At 63.8% G+C, this 22358-nt stretch carries 19 protein-coding genes; 11 read left to right on the top strand and 8 right to left on the bottom strand.

Annotated features, from left to right (window positions below; translation table 11 throughout):
* Position 1: 1 nt before the first annotated feature.
* The 7 genes from OSW16_RS14145 to OSW16_RS14115 form a co-directional block, all read right to left on the bottom strand.
* Positions 2-1393: a GntP family permease gene (locus OSW16_RS14145; protein WP_012314567.1), complete on the bottom strand. Its 1392-nt coding sequence runs from the start codon at positions 1391-1393 to the stop codon at positions 2-4.
* A 221-nt stretch (positions 1394-1614) separates the two neighbouring features.
* The gene (locus OSW16_RS14140) at positions 1615-2997 is read right to left on the bottom strand and encodes a sigma-54 interaction domain-containing protein (protein ID WP_267816058.1); all 1383 of its coding nucleotides are present in this window, start codon (positions 2995-2997) and stop codon (positions 1615-1617) included.
* Positions 2998-3032: 35 nt separating this feature from the next.
* Positions 3033-4049 (bottom strand): ABC transporter permease, encoded by a 1017-nt coding sequence (locus tag OSW16_RS14135; RefSeq protein ID WP_267816056.1) that lies wholly within the window; start codon positions 4047-4049, stop codon positions 3033-3035.
* The gene (locus tag OSW16_RS14130) at positions 4049-5107 is read right to left on the bottom strand and encodes a microcin C ABC transporter permease YejB (protein WP_267816054.1); all 1059 of its coding nucleotides are present in this window, start codon (positions 5105-5107) and stop codon (positions 4049-4051) included. The genes OSW16_RS14135 and OSW16_RS14130 overlap by 1 nt, the downstream gene beginning before the upstream one ends.
* Positions 5104-7029 carry an extracellular solute-binding protein gene (locus tag OSW16_RS14125; RefSeq protein WP_267816052.1) on the bottom strand — a complete coding sequence of 642 codons (1926 nt, stop codon included), beginning with the start codon at positions 7027-7029 and terminating at the stop codon, positions 5104-5106. Before OSW16_RS14125 ends, OSW16_RS14130 begins: the two co-directional genes overlap by 4 nt.
* A 13-nt stretch (positions 7030-7042) precedes the next feature.
* On the bottom strand, positions 7043-7324 hold the full coding sequence (locus tag OSW16_RS14120) for a peptidylprolyl isomerase (protein WP_003248318.1): 282 nt from the start codon (positions 7322-7324) through the stop codon (positions 7043-7045).
* Between the two features lie 79 nt (positions 7325-7403).
* Entirely contained in the window at positions 7404-8465 is a 1062-nt protein-coding gene (locus tag OSW16_RS14115) for a 3-deoxy-7-phosphoheptulonate synthase (protein WP_267816050.1), read from the bottom strand.
* Positions 8466-9152: 687 nt separating this feature from the next.
* On the opposite strand from OSW16_RS14115, the gene benA reads away from it, so the two are divergent.
* The 11 genes from benA (at position 9153) to OSW16_RS14060 (ending at position 20918) form a co-directional block, all read left to right on the top strand.
* A complete protein-coding gene (gene benA, locus OSW16_RS14110) occupies positions 9153-10511 on the top strand; it encodes a benzoate 1,2-dioxygenase large subunit (RefSeq protein ID WP_267816048.1) in 1359 nt (452 codons plus the stop codon).
* Positions 10508-10993, top strand: a complete 486-nt coding sequence (benB, locus tag OSW16_RS14105; protein ID WP_267816046.1) for a benzoate 1,2-dioxygenase small subunit — start codon at positions 10508-10510, stop codon at positions 10991-10993. Before benA ends, benB begins: the two co-directional genes overlap by 4 nt.
* A gap of 70 nt (positions 10994-11063) precedes the next feature.
* The gene (gene benC / locus OSW16_RS14100; RefSeq protein WP_267816044.1) at positions 11064-12077 is read left to right on the top strand and encodes a benzoate 1,2-dioxygenase electron transfer component BenC; all 1014 of its coding nucleotides are present in this window, start codon (positions 11064-11066) and stop codon (positions 12075-12077) included.
* A gap of 168 nt (positions 12078-12245) precedes the next feature.
* Entirely contained in the window at positions 12246-13007 is a 762-nt protein-coding gene (locus tag OSW16_RS14095; RefSeq protein WP_267816042.1) for a 1,6-dihydroxycyclohexa-2,4-diene-1-carboxylate dehydrogenase, read from the top strand.
* 54 nt (positions 13008-13061) lie between these two features.
* Positions 13062-14384, top strand: coding sequence for an MFS transporter (locus OSW16_RS14090; RefSeq protein WP_267816041.1), 1323 nt, complete (start codon positions 13062-13064; stop codon positions 14382-14384).
* Positions 14385-14503: 119 nt separating this feature from the next.
* Complete coding sequence (catA, locus tag OSW16_RS14085; RefSeq protein WP_267816039.1) at positions 14504-15418, top strand: catechol 1,2-dioxygenase; 915 nt, start codon at positions 14504-14506, stop codon at positions 15416-15418.
* 131 nt (positions 15419-15549) lie between these two features.
* Positions 15550-16749 carry a benzoate/H(+) symporter BenE family transporter gene (locus tag OSW16_RS14080; RefSeq protein ID WP_267816037.1) on the top strand — a complete coding sequence of 400 codons (1200 nt, stop codon included), beginning with the start codon at positions 15550-15552 and terminating at the stop codon, positions 16747-16749.
* Positions 16750-16802: 53 nt separating this feature from the next.
* Complete coding sequence (locus tag OSW16_RS14075; RefSeq protein WP_267816035.1) at positions 16803-18053, top strand: OprD family porin; 1251 nt, start codon at positions 16803-16805, stop codon at positions 18051-18053.
* Between the two features lie 95 nt (positions 18054-18148).
* A complete protein-coding gene (locus OSW16_RS14070) occupies positions 18149-19234 on the top strand; it encodes a metal-dependent hydrolase (RefSeq protein WP_267816033.1) in 1086 nt (361 codons plus the stop codon).
* A 3-nt stretch (positions 19235-19237) separates the two neighbouring features.
* Positions 19238-19939, top strand: a complete 702-nt coding sequence (locus OSW16_RS14065; RefSeq protein WP_267816031.1) for a TraX family protein — start codon at positions 19238-19240, stop codon at positions 19937-19939.
* Between the two features lie 67 nt (positions 19940-20006).
* A complete protein-coding gene (locus OSW16_RS14060) occupies positions 20007-20918 on the top strand; it encodes a LysR family transcriptional regulator (RefSeq protein ID WP_241803469.1) in 912 nt (303 codons plus the stop codon).
* 84 nt (positions 20919-21002) lie between these two features.
* Here the strand turns inward: OSW16_RS14060 and OSW16_RS14055 are convergent, their stop codons facing one another.
* Complete coding sequence (locus OSW16_RS14055; RefSeq protein ID WP_241803468.1) at positions 21003-22100, bottom strand: alkene reductase; 1098 nt, start codon at positions 22098-22100, stop codon at positions 21003-21005.
* Positions 22101-22358 lie beyond the last annotated feature (258 nt).

The raw sequence follows: 22358 nt of genomic DNA, 5'->3' as shown, positions 1-22358 counted from the left end.
CTTAGACGATGCCGGTGGCGTAGAACGTGGCGATGACCACGAAGACCGCCAGGGTCTTGATCAGGGTAATACCGAAAATGTCCTTGTAGGCCTCGCGATGGGTCAAGCCGGTGACGGCCAGCAAGGTGATCACCGCACCGTTGTGCGGCAGGGTGTCCATGCCGCCGCTGGCCATCGCGGCCACCCGGTGTAGCACCTCGAGCGGGATGTTGGCGGCGTTCGCCGCGGCGATGAAGCTGTCGCCCATGGCCGCCAGGGCAATGCTCATGCCGCCCGAAGCGGAACCGGTGATACCCGCCAGCAGCGTCACGGTGATGGCTTCATTGACCAGCGGGTTGGGGATGCCGCGCAGGGCATCGGCCAGCACCAGAAAGCCTGGCAGCGAAGCGATCACTGCACCAAAGCCGTATTCTGACGCTGTGTTCATGGCGGCCAGCAAGGCGCCACCGACAGCACTTTTGGTGCCTTCGGCCAGCCGCTCACGGATGGCGCCGAAGGCGCAGACCAGCACCATCAGGATGCCCACCAGAAGCGCGGCCTGCACTGCCCAGATTGCCGTGAGCTTGGCCACGTCGCTGTTCACCGGCGCACTCATGCCCGGCAGCTGCAGGGTATGGCTGGCGCCGTACCACTGTGGGATCCAGTGGGTGAACAGCAGGTTCATCACACCCACCAGCACCAGCGGCGAAAGCGCCAGCCAAGGGTTGGGCAAGGTCAGGTCGGCGGCAGTCTCCGGTTCGTTGCGCAGGTTGCTGCCATAGCCCTCGCCGGCGCGCTGGGCTTTGTTGCGCTGGCGTTGCAGGTAAAGCATGCCGCTGCAGAACACGAACACCGTGCCGATCAGCCCCAGCCAGGGCGCGGCCCAGGCAGTGGTGTTGAAGAAGGTGCTGGGGATGATGTTCTGGATCTGTGGGGTGCCGGGCAGGGCGTCCATGGTGAACGAGAAGGCGCCCAAGGCGATGGTCGCCGGGATCAGGCGCTTGGGTATATCGCTTTGACGGAACATTTCTGCAGCGAACGGATACACCGCGAACACCACCACAAACAGCGATACCCCGCCATAGGTGAGCAAGGCGCAGACCAGCACGATCACCAGCATGGCCTGTCGCGTGCCGAGCAGGCGGATGGCCGCGGCGACGATCGAGCGCGAGAAACCGGACAGTTCGATGAGCTTGCCGAACACTGCGCCCAGCAGGAACACCGGGAAGTACAGCTTGATGAAGCCGACCATCTTTTCCATGAACACCCCGGTGAAGGCGGGCGCCACGGCGGCGGGGTCGGTCAGCAGCACCGCGCCGAGGGCGGCGATGGGCGCGAAAAGGATCACGCTGTAACCGCGGTAGGCGGCCAGCATCAGCAGGGCCAAAGCGGCGAGAGCGATGAGCACGGTCATCGGGTAGATCTCCTGGGTAAGTCTTGTTGTTATCGGTAGCCGGGAGATAGCGGGAATCGTGCCAATATTTAAGTCATTGATTTGTATGGTTTTTTACTAAAAACAAGATCGCTGTGTCTCCCATTCGAGACTGACTTGGGCAAGAATCCAACCCAAACGCTGCGTCTGTCAGAGCGCTAAGCGCTGTCTCCGATCAGAAACATTAGTCTCTAAAAAGAGACTTACACTCCCAAAGCCACCCTTTTCTTGTAGAACGTCGAACGACCCAAGCCCAATGCTTTCGCTGCTTCGACCACATTTCCGGCGTGCTCGGCCAAGGCATCGGCAATCAGTTTGCGCTCGAATTGCGCACAGGCATCGCGGTAGCTTTGCCGCTGGGGTGGCGTAGCAACGGGCGTCACCGGCCCGAGTGCCTCGCGCACGTCCATGGCGGCAAGGCGCGGCTGGTCCGCCAGCAGGGTCGCCCGCTCCAGCACGTTGCGCAGCTCACGGATGTTCCCGGGCCAGGCATGGCGGGCCAGCAATTGCAGCGCATCGGGCTCCAGCTCGAACTGGCTGCCCAGTTCGGCGAGGATCGCCTCGCACAATGCCGGCAGGTCTTCGAGGCGCTCGCGCAGCGGCGGGGCCTGGATTGGCAGCACATTCAGGCGGTAATACAGATCGGCGCGGAACGCCCCGCGGGCGATGGCCGCCTGCAAATCGATCGAAGTGGCAGCGATGATACGCACGTCGCTGCGCAGCATCTGGTTCGAGCCCACCGGTTCGTATTCCTTCTCCTGCAGCACTCGCAGCAGCTTGCTTTGCAGGGCCAAAGGCATGTCGCCGATTTCGTCGAGGAACAAGGTGCCGCCTTCGGCCAACTGCAACTTGCCGCTACGCCCCTTGCGGTCAGCGCCGGTAAAGGCGCCTGGTGCCGTGCCGAAGAACTCGGCCTCCAGCAGCGCCTCGGGAATCGCTGCGCTGTTGATGCTGACAAAGGCTTTGTGCGCACGTGCCGACGCTGCGTGGATGGCGTGGGCCAGCAGCTCTTTGCCGGTGCCGGTTTCGCCAAGCAGCAACACGGGTGATTCGCTGGCCGCGCCACGCCTGGCCCGGCGTTTGGCCTCAAGGCTCGCGGCGCTGCTGCCGACGAATTGGGCAAAACTGTATTTGGCCTGGCGCGCGCGCAACTGCGAGCGTGTCGTGGCCAATTCCTGCTGCATGCTCGAATAGCGCTTGAGCAGTGGCGACAGGCTGCGCAATTGGTCGAACAGGGCAAAGCCGATCGCACCGATCAGCGCCCCTTGGGCATCGTGGATAGGCAGGCGCATGACCACCAGTGGCTCGTTAGGGGTGTCGAGCATGTCCAGCAGGATCGGCCGGCCGTTACTCACCACCTCGCGCATCAGGCTGCCCGGGATCACCGTTTCGCATGGCTGGCCGATGGCACTGGCTGCATCGGCCAGGCCAAAACGCCGGGCGTAGCGTTCGTTCATCCACACGATTCGCGCGTCGCGGTCGACGATCACCGTGCCTTCGCTGGACTGCTCGATGATTTCGAACAGCGAGCGGATCGCCAGTTGCCGTACCTGAGGGTAGTCCTTGAGGGTGTTGCTTTCTTGCATGGCAGTTCCCTGAAACCTGTGATGGCCGCGCCAGCCTAAACGCGCGGGTCGAAAGCCTCACGCATGGCATCTCCGATAAACACCAGCAATGACAGCACCAGCGCCAGCGCGAAGAACGCGGTGAAGCCCAGCCAAGGTGCCTCCAGGTGCTGTTTGCCCTGGGTGACCAACTCGCCCAGCGAAGCACTGCCGGCCGGCATGCCAAAGCCGAGGAAGTCCAATGCGGTCAGTGTGGTGATGGCCCCGGTGAGCATGAATGGCACATAGGTCAGCGTGGCATTCATCGCATTGGGCAGGATGTGCCGCAGCATCACCTGGCTGTCCGGCAGGCCCAGTGCGCGGGCGGCCTTGACGTACTCCAGGTTGCGCCCGCGCAGGAACTCGGCACGCACCACATCCACCAGGGTCAACCACGAGAACAGCGCCATGATCCCCAGCAGCCACCAGAAGTCCGGCTCAACGAAACCGCTGAGGATGATCAGCAGGTACAGCACCGGCAACCCTGACCACACCTCCAGCACGCGTTGCCCGAGCAGGTCCACCCAACCACCGTGGTAGCCCTGCAGGGCCCCGGCGCTGACGCCGATCAGCACGCTGACCACGGTCAGGGCAAAAGCGAACAGCAGCGATACCCGGGTGCCGTACAACACCCGCGCGAGCACGTCGCGGCCCTGGTCGTCGGTACCCAGCCAGTTGCTGCTGCTCGGTGGGCTTGGCGTGGGGACTTGCAGGTCATAGTTAGGGGTGTCGGCACTGAACGGAATCGGTGCGAACAGCATCCAGCCGCCCTGGCCCTCGATCAACTGGCGTACATACGCGCTACGGTAGTCCGGCTGGAACGGCAGTTGGCCACCAAACTGCTGCTCGCTGTAGCGCTTGAGCGCAGGCATGTACAGCTCGCCCTTGTAGCCCAGCAGCAAGGGTTTGTCGTTGGCCACGAGCTCCGCGCCGAGGCTGAGCAGCAGCAGGCCAGCGAACAGCCACAACGACACCCAGCCACGACGGTTGCGACGAAAGCGTTGCAGTCGGCGACGCGAAACCGGCGAGAGCATCAGTGCGCCCTCGCGTCGAAGTCGATGCGCGGATCGAGCAAGGTGTACAACAAATCGCCGATCAGGCGGATCAACAGGCCGGCCAGGGTGAAGATGAACAGCGTGCCGAACACTACCGGATAGTCACGCGAGACCGCTGCCTCGTAGCTCATGCGGCCGAGGCCATCGAGTGAGAAAATCACCTCGATCAGCAGGGACCCGGCAAAGAACACCGTGATCAGCGCCTGCGGCAAGCCGGCCAGCACCACCAGCATGGCATTGCGCAGTACGTGGCCGTACAGCACCCGGCGCTCGCTCAGGCCTTTGGCCCGCGCTGTGACCACGTACTGACGGGAGATTTCGTCGAGGAAGGCGTTCTTGGTCAGCAAGGTCAGCGTAGCGAACCCGCCGACCACCAGTGCCCCCACCGGCAGCACCAGGTGCCAGAAGTAGTCGGCGACTTTGCCCAGCAGGCTGAGCTGGTCGAAGTGCTCCGACACCAGGCCACGCACCGGGAACCAGTTCAACGAGGTGCCACCGGCGAACAGCACGATCAGCAACAGGGCGAACAGGAAGGAGGGCAGGGCGTAACCGATCACGATCAGCGCACTGCTCCAGGCGTCGAAGCGGCTGCCGTGGCGCACCGCCTTGCGGATGCCCAGCGGGATCGACACCAGGTAGGTGATCAACGTGGCCCAGAACCCCAGTGACAAGGTCACCGGCAGTTTGTCCAGGATCAGGTCGGTGACCTTGGCACCGCGGAAGAAGCTTTGGCCGAAATCCAGCCGCGCATATTGGCCGAGCATCAGCCACAAACGCTCCGGCGCCGTTTTGTCGAAGCCGTACTGGCGCTTGATCTCTTCGATCAGTTTCGGGTCCAGGCCACGGGTGGCGCGGGATTGGCCTTGAACCACCTCGGCCCGCGCGCCCGGCGCCCCGCCGCCGATGCCTTGCAGCCTGGCCACGGCCTGCTCCACTGGCCCGCCAGGGGCGGCCTGGACAATGGCGAAGTTGACCAGCAGGATCGCCAGCAGCGTGGGAATGATCAGCAGCAGGCGGCGCAGAATGTAGGAGGTCATGGCGCAGCCTTCTGGCGCTCGGCCATCTGTGCGTTGGTCAGGGCGGTAGGGCTGACTTCCCACCAGCTGTCCAGCCCTTCGTCATAGGCAGGCTGGACCTTGGGCAGGCCGAAGCGGTTCCACCACACGGTCGAACTGCCTGGCGGGTAGTAGTTGGGGATCCAGTAGTAGTTCCATTGCAGCACACGGTCCAGCGCATGGGCGTGATGCAGCATGTCAGCCTGGGTGTCGGCGCGCACCAGCCCGTCGATCAGGCTGTCTACCGCAGGGTCCTTGAGCACCATCAGGTTGTTCGAGCCTGGATCGTTGGCTGCCGCAGACCCGAAATAGTTGTAGAGCTCGGCACCCGGCGACAGGGTGACCGGGTAGCCGGTGACGATCAGGTCGTAGTCACGGGCCATCAGGCGATTGACGTACTGGGCCGAGTCGACATTGCGGATGTTCAGGGTAACCCCGATCTGCGCCAGGTTACGCTTCCAGGGCAGCAGCAGGCGCTCGAGGCCGGCCTGGCCATTGAGAAAAGTGAATGTCAGCGGCTGGCCTTCGGCGTTGACCAGGTGATCACCCTCAGGCTGCCAGCCGGCCTGCTGCAGCAGGGCCAGGGCCTGCAACTGCTGCGTGCGCACGATCCCCGAACCGTCGGTTACCGGTGCTGTGAAGACTTGGGTGAATACTTCGTCCGGGACCTTGCCGCGCAGCGGCTCAAGCAATTGCAGCTCACCGGTATCCGGCAGTTCACGCGCCGCCAGCGGGGTGTTGGAAAAGATACTCTGCTGGCGGATGTACAGGTTGCGCATCATCTGCCGGTTGCTCCACTCGAAGTCCCATAGCATGGCCAGCGCCTGGCGCACGCGGCGGTCCTTGAACTGCGGCCTGTCCAGGTTGAACACGAAGCCCTGGGCGGTCTGTGGCTTGGCCGGGCCCAGGTGGGCGCGCTGCAGCCGGCCGTCATCCAGTTGTGCACCGTTGTAGCCCAAGGTGAATGCCGTGGCCGAGAACTCGCGGTTGTAGTCGTAGCCACCGCCCTTGAGCACCTGGCGCGCCACTTCGGTATCGCCAAAGTACTCGACGCGAATGCGCTCGAAATTGAAACGACCGCGGCTGACGGGCAGGTCCTTGGCCCACCAGTGGCGGTCACGCTCGAAGGTGATGCTGCGGCCATTGTCGATCCGCCCGATGCGGTACGGGCCGCTGCCGACCGGGGTGTCAAAGCCGGCGCCGTTGGCGAAGTCGCGGTTTTTCCAGTCGTGTTCGGGTAGGACCGGCAAACTGGCAAGGTCCAGGGGCAAGGTGCGGCCATGGGGCTGCTTGAAGTCGAAGCGCACGCGGTGTGGGCCTTCGACCGTCACACCCGCCACATCGGCGAACTGGGTCCGGTACTTGAGGCTGCCCTCGCTCATCAGTTTGTCGTAACTGAAGCGCACATCCTCGGCACGCACGGGCTTGCCGTCGGCGAAGGTTGCCCTGGGGTCGATATCGAAACGCAGCCAGGCGTCCCGGGGGCCGCGCTCCATGCGCCGGGCGATCAGGCCATAGACGGTGTAGGGCTCATCGAACGAACGCACTGCCAAGGGCGCGTACAGCCAGCCATCGACCTCACTGACGCCGATGCCTTTGTCGATGTACGGCAGAATGTGGTCGAACTGACCGATTTCGGTAGCTGAGCGGCGCAGGGTGCCGCCCTTTGGGGCGTTGGGGTTGACGTAGTCGAAGTGGCGGAACGTCTGGGCGTAGCGCGGGGTTTCACCGTAGACGGTGAGGGCGTGTGTCGGTTCGGCTAGGGCAGTAAAACCCATGCAGGCCAGCACGAGCCCCAGAAACGCCTGGGGGAGCTGGCGTGCCCGCGAAAAGGCCTGGCCAGGCAACGGTGTTGCCTGCACGGGCGCATTCGCGGGCAACGCCGCTCCCCCAGAGGTGGTCATGGTCAGCGTGGACTTAGTCCTGGCGGCTGGTCACTTCCAGCAGGTGGTAGCCGAACTGGGTCTTGACCGGGCCTTGCACGGTGTTGACCGGGGCGCTGAACACAACGGTATCGAACTCCTTGACCATCTGGCCTGGGCCGAACGAGCCCAGGTCACCGCCCTGGCGGCTGGACGGGCAGGTGGAGTTGGCTTTGGCGATTTCAGCGAAGTCGGCACCGGCTTCGATCTGGGCTTTCAGTTCGTTGCACTTGTCTTCGCTGCTGACGAGGATGTGGCGGGCAGTGGCGCGTGCCATGGGTACTACTCCTTGGGTGAAAAGGGCAAGCCTAGCGCACTTGCTTGGGAAAAGTCTCGCAAGGCTTGCTGTACGGCTCCTACATACGTGTCGCAGCCTCGCGCAGCAGGGTTTGTGTCGCTTCCCAGCCCAGGCAGCCATCGGTGATCGACACGCCGTACTTCAGCGGGCCTTTGCCCAGCGCCTGGCAGCCGTCGAAAAGGTGGCTTTCAAGCATCACCCCGACGATCGATATGTCGCCGGCCAGGCGCTGGGCCAGCACCTCCTCGAACACCGCCGGCTGACGCGCGGGGTCCTTGCCACTGTTGGCATGGCTGCAATCAACCATGATCCGCGCCTGCAATCCCGCTTTGGCCAGCCCTTGGCGGGCTTGGGCAATGCTGGTGCTGTCGTAATTCGGGCCTTTGTGGCCGCCGCGCAGCACCAGGTGGGTGTCCGGGTTGCCCAGGGTCTCGATGATTGCCGGGTGCCCTTGCGCATCCATGCCGAAATGACGGTGGGCGGCGGCGGCGCTGCGCATCGCGTCGCACGCGATGGCGACACCGCCATCGGTGCCGTTCTTGAAGCCGACTGGCAACGCCAGGCCGCTGACCATCTCACGATGGACCTGCGATTCGGTGGTACGCGCGCCAATCGCCGCCCAGCCCAACAGGTCATCGAAGTAACCGGCGACCAGCGGCTGCAGCAGCTCGGTGGCGATCGGCAGGCCGCGTTCGATCATGTTCAGCATCAAGCCGCGGGACAGGGCGATGCCGCCATGCATGTCGTCGCTGCCATCGAGGTGCGGGTCGTAGGCCAGGCCTTTCCAGCCCACCGTGGTGCGCGGTTTCTCCACATAGGCGCGCATCACCAGCAGCAACTTGTCGTCGACTTCGCGGCTCAGGGCCGCCAGGCGGTCGGCGTATTCAAGGGCCGAGCGCGGGTCGTGGATCGAGCACGGGCCGACGACCACCAGCAGGCGCGGGTCGCGGCCTTCGAGGATGGCGCGAATGGCCTGGCGCTGGGCCTGGACGTGCTGGGCATGTTCGATTGGAAGCGGCATCTGCTGCTTGAGCAGGTGCGGGCTGGGCAGGCGACGGCTGACGATGGTGTTGGCAGCGTTTGGCTGGGTCAGGGGCAGAGCGAGGTTCGAGGCTTGCATGGCGTAGGTTCCCTGGGCGGACGGCGGGTTCTGACCCGCGCTGTCGGCCCCTATCGAGATGTTCGACTGATCGTTGAATTCAGATTGGCTGCAGCATTGCCACCGTGGACGAACCGGTCGGAGGCGGCAGGCTGGCCCGAGCGGGATTGGCTAAATCGCCAGGCGTAGGTGCTTGCGTAGTAATAAGTGGCGTAGTTCATGAAAGTGTCCTCAGTGTGATTCGGTAATGTTCAAAGGCCAGAAAAGCAAAACCCCCGGTCGGGGAGCCGACCGGGGGTTTGAGTATTCTCATGTTCGGCGGCCCTCGAAAGTGGGCGCCGTGTGGGTATCAGCGGCGCCTAGTGGCTAAACCAATACCCAAAATAAAAGCAGGCAACAGCCTTGCAGCCGGCAACGGCCAGCACAGGGCGCAGGTTGCGACCGGTGTGGTTGGCGTGGTTGCGGGGGTGTTTCGGCATGTTGCTCTCCAGTTGATGAGCCCGAGCTTACTTCAGGTGGCACGGCGCGTTCAATGGATAATTGCGATGGCTGCACAAACGTCATTCGCCTTGGCCGGGCCAAGGCGCCGCACCCAGCGGGCCACAGGCCTGCAGGAACTGGATAGCCACGTGCACGATCTGGATATTCGCCCTCGAATCTCTGCCCTAACCTGACCCGGTCTGAACAATAACAATGGAGACCCTGGCCATGTCCCTGGGATTCGACTACCTCAATGCCATGCTCGAGGACGACCGTGAAAAGGGCATCTATCGCTGCAAGCGCGAGATGTTCACCGACCCACGCCTGTTCGACCTGGAGATGAAACACATCTTCGAGGGCAACTGGATCTACCTGGCTCACGAAAGCCAGATCCCCGAAAAAAACGACTTCCTCACCCTGTCCATGGGGCGCCAGCCGATCTTCATCGCGCGCAACAAAGACGGTGAACTCAATGCGTTCCTCAATGCCTGCAGCCACCGCGGTGCCATGCTCTGCCGGCACAAGCGCGGAAACCGCGCAAGCTATACCTGCCCGTTCCATGGCTGGACCTTCAACAACAGCGGCAAACTGCTCAAGGTCAAAGACCCGAGCAACGCCGGCTACCCCGACAGTTTCAACTGCGACGGCTCCCATGACCTGACCAAGGTTGCCCGGTTCGAATCCTACCGTGGCTTCCTGTTCGGCAGCCTCAATGCCGATGTCAAACCGCTGGCCGAACACCTGGGCGAGTCGGCCAAGATCATCGACATGATCGTTGACCAGTCCCCCGAGGGCCTGGAGGTGCTGCGCGGGGCCAGTTCGTACATCTACGAAGGCAACTGGAAGCTGACCGCCGAGAACGGCGCCGATGGCTACCATGTGAGCTCCGTGCACTGGAACTACGCCGCCACCCAGAACCAGCGCAAGCAGCGCGAAGCGGGTGAAGAGATCAAGACCATGAGCGCGGGTGCATGGGCCAAGCAGGGGGGTGGTTTCTACTCCTTCGACCACGGCCACCTGCTGCTGTGGACCCGCTGGGCCAATCCCGAAGACCGCCCGGCCTTCGAGCGCCGCGAACAACTCGCCGCAGACTTCGGCCAGGCTCGTGCCGACTGGATGATCGAGAACTCGCGCAACCTGTGCCTGTACCCCAACGTCTACCTGATGGACCAGTTCAGCTCGCAGATCCGCATCGCGCGGCCGATATCGGTGAACAAGACCGAAATCACCATCTACTGCATCGCGCCCAAAGGTGAGAGCGCCGAGGCCCGGGCCAGCCGCATTCGGCAGTACGAAGACTTCTTCAACGTCAGTGGCATGGCCACGCCGGACGATCTCGAGGAATTCCGCTCGTGCCAAACCGGTTACGGCGGTGGTACCGGATGGAACGACATGTCGCGTGGCGCGGCACACTGGGTCGAGGGCGCCGACGAGGCCGCCCGCGAAATCGAGCTCAGCCCGCTGCTGTCGGGCGTGCGTACCGAGGACGAGGGCCTGTTCGTCCTGCAGCACAAGTACTGGCAGGACACCATGCTCAAGGCCCTCGAGGACGAGCAGCGACTGATCCCCGTGGAGGCCGTGCAATGAGCCTTCATGAGACCGTGCGCGACTTCCTGTACCGCGAAGCGCGCTACCTGGACGATGCACAGTGGGACCAGTGGCTGGAATTGTATGCCAGCGACGCAAGCTTCTGGATGCCTGCCTGGGATGACGACGACCGCCTGACGACCGACCCGCAAAGCGAGATCTCGCTGATCTGGTACGGCAACCGTGGCGGCCTCGAGGACCGGGTGTTCCGCATCAAGACCGAGCGTTCCAGCGCGACCGTGCCCGACACCCGCACCTCGCACAACATCAGCAACATCGAGATCGTCGAGCAGGGCGAGGGTCATTGCCAGGTGCGCTTCAACTGGCACACGTTGAGCTTTCGCTACAAGACCACCGACAGCTACTTCGGTACGAGCTTCTACACCTTGGACCTGCGCGGCGAACAGCCGCTGATCAAGGCCAAGAAGGTGGTGCTGAAGAACGACTACGTGCGCCAGGTCATCGACATCTACCACATCTGAACCGAGGTTACGCGAACGGCCCGGTGTGCCCCATGGCGCACCGTGGCCAGGTTCGCCCGCGAGGTGCAACATGAGCTTCCAGATCGCGCTTAATTTCGAAGACGGGGTAACCCGCTTCATCGAGGCCAGCGGCCATGAAACCGTGGCCGACGCCGCTTACCGCCAAGGCATCAATATTCCGCTGGACTGCCGCGATGGCGCCTGCGGTACATGCAAGTGCAAGGCCGAATCCGGCCGTTATGACCTGGGCGACAACTTCATCGAAGACGCCCTCAGTGAAGACGAAATCGCCGAAGGCTATGTACTGACATGCCAGATGCGCGCCGAAAGCGACTGCGTGGTACGCATCCCGGCATCTTCGCAACTGTGCAAGACCGAACAGGCGAGCTTCCAGGCCGCCATCAGTGATGTACGCCAGTTGTCAGCCAGTACCATCGCCCTGTCGATCAAGGGTGAATCGCTGAACAGGCTGGCTTTCCTGCCCGGGCAGTACGTCAACCTCACGGTGCCGGGCAGCGACCAGAGTCGCGCCTACTCCTTCAGTTCGTTGCAGAAGGACGGTGAGGTCAGTTTCCTGATCCGCAACGTGCCGGGCGGGCTGATGAGCAGCTTCCTCACCAGCCTGGCCAAGGCCGGCGACAACATGAGCCTGGCCGGGCCCCTGGGCAGCTTCTACCTGCGCCCGATCCAGCGCCCCTTGCTGCTGCTGGCCGGTGGCACGGGCCTGGCACCGTTCACGGCGATGCTGGAAAAGATCGCCGAACAGGGCAGCGAGCATCCCCTGCACCTGATCTATGGGGTGACCAATGATTTCGACCTCGTCGAGCTGGACCGTTTGCACGCCCTGGCTGCGCGCATCCCCAACTTCACCTTCAGCGCCTGCGTGGCCAACCCCGAAAGCCAGTACCCGCAAAAGGGCTACGTGACCCAGCACATCGCGCCGTGCCACCTCAACGATGGCGATGTCGATGTGTACCTGTGCGGCCCGCCACCGATGGTCGAGGCGGTCAGCCAGTACATCCGCGAGCAGGGCATCACACCGGCCAACTTCTACTACGAGAAGTTCGCTGCAGCCGCAGCCTGAGTTTCCTTGGGGCCACCCCATCGTGCGGGTGAAGGTGGCCTTTTTTTCTTCCAAAGCCGGCAGTTGGGCCTGATAGCACCGCTGTACCTGTGAACGCCGGCTTGCCGGCGATCGGGCCAGTGCAGGCAAGGCAAGGTTGCGCCTGAAAACAGGATAAGGAAGTAGCAGATGAACAACCGATTCCATAACAAAGTAGCCCTGGTCACCGGCGCCGCCCAAGGCATCGGCCGTGGCGTGTGCTGGCGGCTCAAGGCCGAGGGCGCGCAGGTGGTTGCTGTGGACCGCTCCGAACTGGTTCACGAACTGGCCGGGGAGGGCGTGCTGACACTCACCGCCGACCTTGAGCAATACACCGACTGCGCCCGCGTCATGGCCTCGGCGGTGGAGGCGTTCGGTCGCATCGACATTCTGGTCAACAACGTCGGCGGCACCCTCTGGGCCAAGCCGTTCGAACACTATGAAGTGGCGCAGATCGAAGCCGAAGTCCGCCGCTCGCTGTTCCCCACGCTGTGGTGCTGCCACGCGGCGCTCCCCTACATGCTCGAACGCGGCAGTGGCGCCATCGTCAACGTTTCCTCGATTGCCACCCGCGGCGTCAACCGTGTGCCGTACGGCGCCGCCAAAGGCGGCGTCAACGCACTCACCGCCTGCCTTGCGTTCGAGACCGCCGGCCGCGGCATCCGCGTCAACGCCACCGCCCCTGGCGGCACTGAGGCGCCACCCCGGCGGGTGCCACGCAATGAGGCCGCGCAGAGCGAGCAGGACAAGCGCTGGTACCAGCAGATTGTCGACCAGACCCTGGACAGCAGCCTGATGCACCGCTACGGCAGCATTGACGAACAGGTTGGCGCGATCCTTTTCCTGGCCAGCGACGAAGCCTCCTACATCACTGGTGTGACCCTGCCGGTGGGGGGCGGCGACCTCGGCTGAGCAGCACCCCAAAGGCAGTTTTACTCCACAACAAAAACAACAGAGACACATGCCATGCGAACCCTTGACGTTCACCCGATCATCGACAACGCCCGTTTCACCGCCTTCCACTGGATGGTCATGGCCTGGTGCGGCCTGCTGCTGGTCTTCGACGGCTACGACCTGTTCATCTACGGCGTGGTACTGCCAGTCATCATGAAAGAATGGGGCTTGACCCCGTTGCAGGCCGGCGCCCTGGGCAGCTATGCGCTGTTCGGCATGATGTTCGGTGCCCTGGCCTTTGGCAGCCTGGCCGACCGCATCGGGCGCAAGAAAGGGATTGCCCTCTGTTTCGCCCTGTTCTCGGGGGCGACCATCCTCAACGGCTTCGCCAGCAGCCCCAGCGAGTTCGGCATCTATCGCTTCATCGCCGGCCTTGGCTGCGGCGGCCTGATGCCCAATGCCGTAGCGTTGATGAATGAATACGCGCCCAAGCGCCTGCGCAGCACGCTGGTGGCAATCATGTTCAGTGGCTATTCGCTGGGCGGCATGCTTTCGGCAGGCGTGGGCATCTTCATGCTGCCGCGCTTTGGCTGGGAGTCGATGTTCTTCGCCGCCGCAGTGCCGCTGCTGCTGTTGCCGGTGATCCTGTATTACCTGCCCGAATCGATCGGCTTTCTGGTGCGCCAGGGCCGTACCGACGAGGCGCGCACGTTGCTCAAGCGCCTCGACCCTGACTGCGATGTGCATGCTGACGACCAGTTGCAGGCCAATGACCGTCAATCCAAGGGTGGCTCTGTGCTGGACCTGTTCCGTAACGGCCTGGCAACCCGCACCCTGGCCCTGTGGCTGGCGTTTTTCTGCTGCTTGCTGATGGTCTACGCGCTCAGCTCGTGGCTGCCGAAACTGATGGCCAACGCCGGTTACAGCCTGGGCTCGAGCCTGTCCTTCCTGCTGGCACTGAACTTCGGCGGCATGGCCGGGGCAATCCTGGGAGGCTGGCTGGGCGACCGCTACAACCTGGTGAAAGTGAAAGTCGCGTTTTTCCTGGCAGCTGCAATATCGATCAGCCTGCTCGGGGTCAACAGCCCAATGCCGGTGCTGTACCTGCTGATCTTCATCGCCGGCGCCACCACCATTGGCACGCAGATCCTGCTGTACGCCGGTGCTGCCCAGCTTTACGGCCTGGCGGTGCGCTCCACCGGCCTGGGCTGGGCCTCGGGCATAGGCCGCAACGGCGCCATTGTCGGGCCACTGCTGGGCGGTGCGCTGATGGGCATCAACCTGCCGCTGCAACTCAATTTCATCGCCTTCGCCATTCCCGGCGCAATCGCCGCCCTGGCCATGGCCGTGCACCTGGCCAGCAGCCGGCGTCACGCCTTGTCCGTGACGGCCTGAACCTTCTGTATCCCTGAAGGGACATCCTGCTCGACGGCCTGTGTCGTCACTCGTGGTCGATCCACGGCGACGACTGCTGCAACACGCCTTAGGCACAACAACAAGACGAGATGAGCATCATGACCGTGAGAATTTCCCACACTGCCGACGCCCAGAAGTTTTTCGAAGAAGCAGCAGGCTTTGGCAACGACGACGGCAGCCCACGCCTCAAACGTATCATTCAGCGTGTGCTGCAAGACACCGCACGCCTGATCGAAGACCTGGAAATCAGTGAGGACGAGTTCTGGCTGGCGGTGGACTACCTCAACCGCCTTGGCGCGCGGGGCGAGGCCGGGCTTCTGGTAGCGGGGCTGGGCATCGAGCACTTTCTCGACCTGCTGCAGGATGCCAAGGATGCCGAGGCAGGCCTGAGCGGCGGCACCCCGCGCACCATCGAAGGCCCGCTGTACGTTGCCGGCGCGCCGATTGCCCAGGGCCAGGTGCGCATGGATGACGGCAGCGAGGAGGGTGTGGCCACGGTTATGTTCCTCGAAGGCCAGGTGCTCGGCCCACAGGGCCAGCCGCTGGCCGGCGCCGTGGTTGACCTGTGGCATGCCAACACCCGAGGCACTTACTCGTTCTTCGACCCTGGCCAGTCCGACTACAACCTGCGCCGGCGCATCGTCACCGACGCCGAAGGCCGCTACCGCGCGCGCTCCATCGTGCCCTCGGGCTACGGCTGCGACCCGCAGGGGCCGACCCAGGAATGTCTGGACCTGTTGGGCCGGCACGGCCAGCGCCCGGCGCATGTGCACTTCTTCATCTCGGCGCCGGGGCATCGGCACCTGACCACCCAGATCAACCTGTCTGGTGACAAGTACCTGTGGGATGACTTCGCCTATGCCACGCGCGATGGGCTGGTCGGTGAGGTGGTGTTCCGGGAGGGGGCCGACGGCCGTTTTGCCGAACTGAAGTTCGACTTCCAGTTGCAGAAGGCGCTGCAAGGCGCGGATGAGCAGCGTAGCGGACGGCCTCGGGCCTTGCAGGAAGGCTAAGCCGCGATCGCGGGCACGTCGGGGTCTGCAGGTCCAGCGCAGGCATTCGACTCAGCGGCGTCTGGGTCGCAGGCGCCTAGCCGGCGATCGAGCGCAAAGCCCTTGCAACCCACCACTGCAGCGAGAGGCCCATGAAAAACCTGATCAAGGACTGCTCCCTTTCCGCCATCGTCGCAGGTTGCCTGGCGACGATGATTTCCTACGCCGGCCCCCTGGTGATCATCTTCCACGCCGCCGAAGCCGCCGGCTTGCCCCACGGCCTGCTGTCTTCGTGGGTGTGGGCCATCTCCATGGGCAGCGCGGTACTCGGCGGCGTGTTGAGCCTGTACTACCGGGTGCCGGTGGTGATCGCCTGGTCCATCCCGGGTTCGGCACTGTTGGTCACGGCCTTGCCCCAGCTAGGACTGGAACAGGCGGTAGGGGCGTATCTGATGGCCAACCTGGTCCTGCTGGTGATCGGCATCAGTGGGGCCTTCGACCGCATCATCGCGCGCCTGCCGGGCTCGATCGCCGCCGGCATGCAGGCCGGCATTCTGTTCAGCTTCGGCATCGAGGTGTTCCGGGCATTGCCGCTGCAGCCGGGGCTGGTGCTGGCGATGTTCGTTACTTATGTGCTGATGCGCAGGCTGCAACCGCGCTACGCCGTGGCTGCGGTGTTGGGTGTCGGTGCCGTTGTCACCTTTGCCAGTGGCGCACTGCGCAGCGAGGCGCTGGTCGTGCAACTGGCCTCGCCGCAATGGATCACCCCGCAGTTCAGCCTGGCGGCGCTGTTCAGCCTGGCACTGCCAATGGTGCTGGTGGCGCTGACCGGGCAATTCATGCCGGGCATGGCAGTGCTGCGTAACGCCGGCTATGCAACGCCTGCCAGCCCGTTGATCAGCGCCAGTGCCATCGGTGGAGCCTTGTTGGCGCCGTTCGGTTGCCATGGGCTGAACCTCGCTGCCGTCACCGCCAGCCTGTGCACGGGGCACGAGGCCCATGACAACCCGCGCCGGCGCTATGTGGCGGCGCTCGCCGGCAGTGCGCTGTACCTGTTGCTGGGCATCGCCGGGGCGACGCTGATGTCGCTGTTCGCCGCTTTTCCTGCTGCGTTGATTGCCGCGCTGGCCGGGCTTGCGTTGTATGGCGCGATCAGCGACGCCCTGGCCCGCAGCCTGGCTGAGCCGCAGGAGCGCGACGCTGGCTTGTTCACCTTCCTGGTCACCGCTTCCGGGGTGTCTTTCCTTGGCCTTTCGGCGGCGTTCTGGGGGCTGCTGTTCGGCCTGCTGGCCCACGCGCTGCTCAGGCTGCGTCGCCCCCATGCCCGCGAGGCCCTGCGCCGTTCACTGTGAAGTCCGTACCGCCAACGCTTTACCCATAACAACAAGATCAAGAGAGCTTCGGAATGAACCCAACCCCTTGCGTCGCCATCGGGCTGACCCTGCTCAGCCAACCGTTACTCGCCGCCGAAGGCGGTTTCTTCACGGATGCCAAAGCCAGCCTCAGCGCCCGTAACTACTACTTCAGCCGTGACTTTTCCGACATCGTCGGCGCCAATCAGCAGTCCAAGGCCCAGGAGTGGGCTCAGGGCTTCATTCTTGATTTCAAGTCTGGTTACACACCTGGCACCGTAGGTGTTGGGATCGACGCGCTGGGCGTGCTCGGCATCAAGCTCGACAGCAGCCCGGACCGGGTCAATACAGGGCTGCTGCCGGTGCACGGTGATGGCAGAGCCGCCGACGAGTACAGCCGCCTGGCACCTACGTTCAAGGCCAAGGTGTCGAAAACCGAGCTGCGCGTGGGTGAACTGCAGCCCAACCTGCCGGTGCTGACCTTCAGCGATATCCGCCTGTTGCCGCCCACTTACCAAGGCGTCAGCCTCAGCTCATCCGACCTGGACGGCCTGACGGTGCAGGCCGGGCACCTGAGCGGCTCGCACCTGCGTAACGAAGGCGGCGACGGCAAAATGAACGCCATGCTCGGCCATGTGCCCCAGCGCCAGGTCGAGAGCGACGCGTTCAACTATGTGGGCGGCGACTATGCCTTCAATGGCAACCAGACCAGTGCCAGCCTCTGGTACGGGCAACTGCAGGACATCTATGCCCAGGGCTTTGCCGGGTTCAAGCACAGCAAACCGATCGGCGACTGGGTGCTCAGTGCCAACCTCGGCTATTTCACCGCCCGTGAGCAAGGTGACGCCTTGCTGGGCAGCATCGACAACCAGGCATTCTTTTCACTGCTCACAGCCAGGCGAGGGGGGCACAGCTTTCACGCGGGCTACCAGGCCATGTACGGTGACAGCCCGTTCCCCAGGGTATTCGCCAATATTTCCCCGCTGGGCAATGAGGTGCCGACCTATGAATTCGCCTACACCGATGAGCGCTCCTATCAGCTGCGCTATGACTACAACTTCGCGGCCATGGGCATCCCGGGGCTGACGGCGACGGTGCGCTACCTCACCGGTAACAACGTCGACACTGGCCAAGGGTATGAGGGCAAGGATCGCGAACGAGACATCGATCTGGGGTATGCGGTGCAGAGCGGTGTGCTCAAAGGGCTGGGGATTCGGGTGAGAAATGCCATGGCGCGGTCCAATTACCGCAGCGACATCGATGAGAACCGGTTGATCCTGGTATACACCTGGCAGCTGTTCTGAGGCCGTACCGGCCACGCGTTGTCACACAGCAGCAATTGCATCAACGGGGTTCGCAGGGTTAGGTTTCCAGTATTGCCCGCTCAGGAAACCTTCCCTTGGACTCCATTACCCAAGCCGTACTCGGCGCTGCCCTGCAAGGCACAGTGCTCGGCCGCATCCAGGGCCGCCGCTCGTTGATCTACGGTGCCGTACTGGGCACCGTGCCGGACCTGGACGTGGTCATCCGCTACGCCGACCCGGTGTCGCAAATGACCTACCACCGGGGCTTTTCCCACTCGATCTTCGTGCTGACCGGCCTGGCCCTGGTGCTCGCCTGGCTGGTCAACTGGCTGGGGCGCAAGCGCTGGCCTGACAAAGGCTATACCTTGCCCAGGCTGTTCCTGGCGTTCTGGCTGGTGCTGGTCACCCACCCGATCCTCGATTCATTCACGGTGTACGGCACGCAACTGTTCTGGCCATTGCAGTTCACCCCGCAAAGCTGGGCCAGTGTGTTCATCATCGACCCTGTCTATACCGTGCCACTGCTGGCGGCCGTGCTCTACGCTGCGGTCAGGGGCGTCAGCGCCCAGGCGCTGCGGCTGATGAGCCTGGCCCTGGTGTTCAGCACGGCCTACCTGGGTTTCGGCCTGGCCGGGCGCATGGCAGCCGAGCAGCGTTTCCAGGCGGCCCTCGACCAGCAGGGGGTTGTCGCCAGCGACGTGCGTGCGGTACCGATCGCGTTCAACAGCCTGGTCTGGCGCGTGCTGGCCAAGACCCCGGAGGGTGACTATTACGAGGGCATCAGCAGTGTGTTCGACCGTGCGCCCCCGGAAATGCAGCGCCTGCCGCGTAACCTGCAGCTTGCCGCTGCATTGGCCGACAACCCCCTGTTGCAGCGGCTGCGCTGGTTTACCGATGACTGGCTGCGCTACGACGAGGTGGACGGTGCGCTGGTGGTGACCGACCTGCGCATGGGGATCCCGGGCAATTACACCTTCCGCTTCAACATGGGCCACCGCGATGCTCAGGGGCAATGGGTTGCCGACACGCCCACCGCGTGGCGCGGCAGCGGAGCAGGCTCGATGTTCAACCGCCACGACCTGGCGTTGATCTGGCGCCGTATCCTGGACCAGCAACCCCCGCTGCCGTTGGCCGCCTGGACCACCCAATACCTGCATCAGGCCGACGGCCCCGGGCGCTGAGGCGTGCGTTCGGCAGGGCTGGACCTGGTCAAGTGGACGGCGATCGTGACCATGGTCGCCGACCATCTACGTTTCATCTGGCCAGCCGCGGACGGGCTGTTCATCGTCGGTCGCCTGGCCTTCCCCTTGTTCTGCCTGGCGATCGCAGTGAATGTCGGGCGCAGCCCAGCGGGTCGGCTGTTGACCCGCCCCAACCTGCGCTACCTGGGCTGGATGCTGACGTTCATGGTCCTGTCTGAAGGCCCTTACCGTTGGCTGGACGCCACCACCCAGACCTTCAGCGTGATCCCCACACTGACCTTGGGGCTGCTGGTGGCGTGGGCGGTGCACCACCCAACGGCGGCAGCGCGGCTGATCGGCCTTGTCGCCTTGGTGATCGCAACGTTGGGCAGCGCGCAGCTGATGTATGGGTTGCCCGGCGTCCTGCTGCCTAGCGCCTGGCTGATGGCGCGCAGCCGAGGGGGCGTGGCCTGGCTGCTGCCGTGCCTGTTGGCTGTGGCGGGCAACCTGACCAACAGTTGGTTGTTCGAACACCTGCTGGCACCGGTCACGTTGTTGACCATGGCCGCTGCAGCCCTGGCCATTCCTGTCGGGTGCAGATTGCTGCGCCACGACCATTGGCCCGTGCCTGCGGTGGGGCGTTGGGGGTATCTGTTCTACCCGGTGCACCTGCTGGTCATCAAGGGCCTGCAGTGGATGCTGTAACGACGCCCTTGCATTACTGCAATATGCACCCATCTAAGCGGGTCTTGAGTCTCTGCAGGTACCGGACATGGAACCCAACCGCTTCGGCGACATCACCGCTTTCGTCAGTGCCGCGAAGGCGGGCAGCTTTACCGCTGCAGCGGCGAGCCTGGGGCTGACCCGTTCAGCCGTGGGCAAGAGCATCGCGCGGCTGGAGGCGCGCATGGCGGTACGCCTGCTCAACCGTACCACTCGCAAATTGAGCCTGACCGATGAGGGTTTGGTGGCGTATGAGCGTTGGCGGCAGATTCTGGATGACCTGGACGAGGTGGAAACCACCATGGCCCAGCGGCGCGGCAAGCCCAGCGGCACACTGCGCCTGACCGCCCCGTTGTCGTTGGGCCAGCGCCATGTGCTGCCGGTGCTCGATGCTTACCTCAAGCAATGGCCGGAACTGCGTGCCGACATCCGCTTTACCGACCGGTTCGTCGACCTGGTCGAGGAGGGCATTGACGTGGCCGTGCGGATCGGTGCACCCAAGGAAGACTCACAGCTGCTCACACGCACTGTGGCCTGGCAGCAGTTCGTCACCTGCGCTTCGCCCGATTATCTGCGCCGGCACGGGGTGCCGCAGGTGCCGGCAGACCTTTACGGGCACGACAAGATCGCCTTCCTGACAGGTGAAAAATCCATGCCTTGGCGCTTTCACACCCAAGAGGGCCTGCACCTGTGCGAGGAGCCGGGGCGGCTCAATATCGACAGTTCCGAAGCCATGCTCGATGGTGCACGGGCAGGGTTCGGGCTGATTCACCTGCCCACCTACATCACCGGGGAGGACCTTCGCGCAGGCACCCTGGTGGAAGTGCTGCACGCCTACAGGCCGCCAGCGGATCCCATTCGGGTGGTGTACCCCAGCAAACGCCACCTGTCGCCGCGCGTACGCGGGTTCATCGATCTGCTGGTGGCGAGCTGGGAGCAGGGCGTGCCCTGGGAACAATGATTGCGCACGTCAGGCCCCTGAAGCCGGGTTCATCCCGGCATCCTCTACGGCGTCTGATCCGTAGATGCGGGGCCGGTCATGCCATCAAGCCTGTTGCAGGAACGGGTAATCCGTATACCCCTGCGGCCCGTTCGCATAGTCGAACTGTGGCCGATGTTCATTCAGTGGCGCCTTGATCAGCAGCCGTTCCACCAGGTCCGGGTTGGCGATGAAGCTGCGGCCGAACGCCACGGCATCGATCAATCCACGCCCGATCAGGTCTTCGCCTTTCTCTGCGGTATAGGCGCCTGCGGCAATGATCACGCCTGGGTAAGCCGCCCGAATAGCCTCACGGAAGCTATCGCGCAGCGGCTTGCCACCCGCCCAGTCCGGCTCGGACAGGTGCAGGTAGGCCAGGTTGCGCTTGGCCAGTTCCTTGATCAGGTACAGCCCTGCGGCCTCTTGATCTTCGCCATTGTCCACGCCATTGAAGCCACCCAACGGGAAAATGCGGATACCCACGCGCTCGGCGCTCCAGCCGGCAATGGCGGCATCCACCGCTTCGAGCACGATACGGGCGCGGTTCTCGACACTGCCGCCATAACGGTCCTCGCGTTGGTTGGCGCTGGGGGTGAGGAACTGATGCAAAAGGTAGCCGTGGGCGGCATGCAATTCGATGAAGTCGAAGTCGGCTTCGCGAGCATTGACCGCGGCCTGGCCGAAATCGGCGACGATGCCGGCGATTTCTTCCTCGCTCAGCGCACGCGGTGCAGAGGTCTCGGTGCGCACCAGGTTGCCTTGTTCGTCCCGCAACGTGGTACGGGCATTGGCAGCCAGGGCACTGGGCGCTACAGGTGCCTGGCCACCAGGCTGCAAGGACGTGTGCGAAACACGGCCGGTGTGCCAGACCTGCACGGCGCTGTGGCCGCCTGCAGCGTGAATGCCTTCGTTCACCAGGCGCCAGGCGGCGATCTGCTCGGCGCTGTGAATGCCTGGCGAGCCCGAGTAACCCTTGGCCTGGAAGGAGATTTGCGTAGCCTCGGTGATGATCAGGCCGGCACTGGCACGCTGGGCGTAGTACTCGGCCATCATCTGGGTGGGTACATCACCAGGCTCCCGGCTGCGCAGGCGGGTGAGGGGCGCCATGAACACGCGGTTGGGCAACGTCAGTGGGCCGATCTGTAAGGGTTGGAAGAGTTTCATTGCCGCTCCGAAGGTGAAAAACCAATGGCGCGCACGATACCGGGATGATTGGGGAATGGGGGGACCGGCACCCCGGCTGCGGGCTCCCCAATGGTCTTTGTTCATGCAACTCGGCACCTTTTGGGCCAGCGAGCGGCTGGCACACCTGTGTCATGCCTGCAGCAATTGTTTCATCGCTGCGCCAGTGGCACTGGCCTGGTGGTTCCCTACAAGGTAGTGCCGAACCGCTCTGGCATGGGGGGTTGGCGAGCGCGTGCT

Source organism: Pseudomonas putida, from assembly GCF_026625125.1.
GTDB classification, from domain to species: Bacteria; Pseudomonadota; Gammaproteobacteria; order Pseudomonadales; family Pseudomonadaceae; genus Aquipseudomonas; species Aquipseudomonas putida_X.
This window is presented reverse-complemented; position numbering and strand designations above follow the sequence as displayed.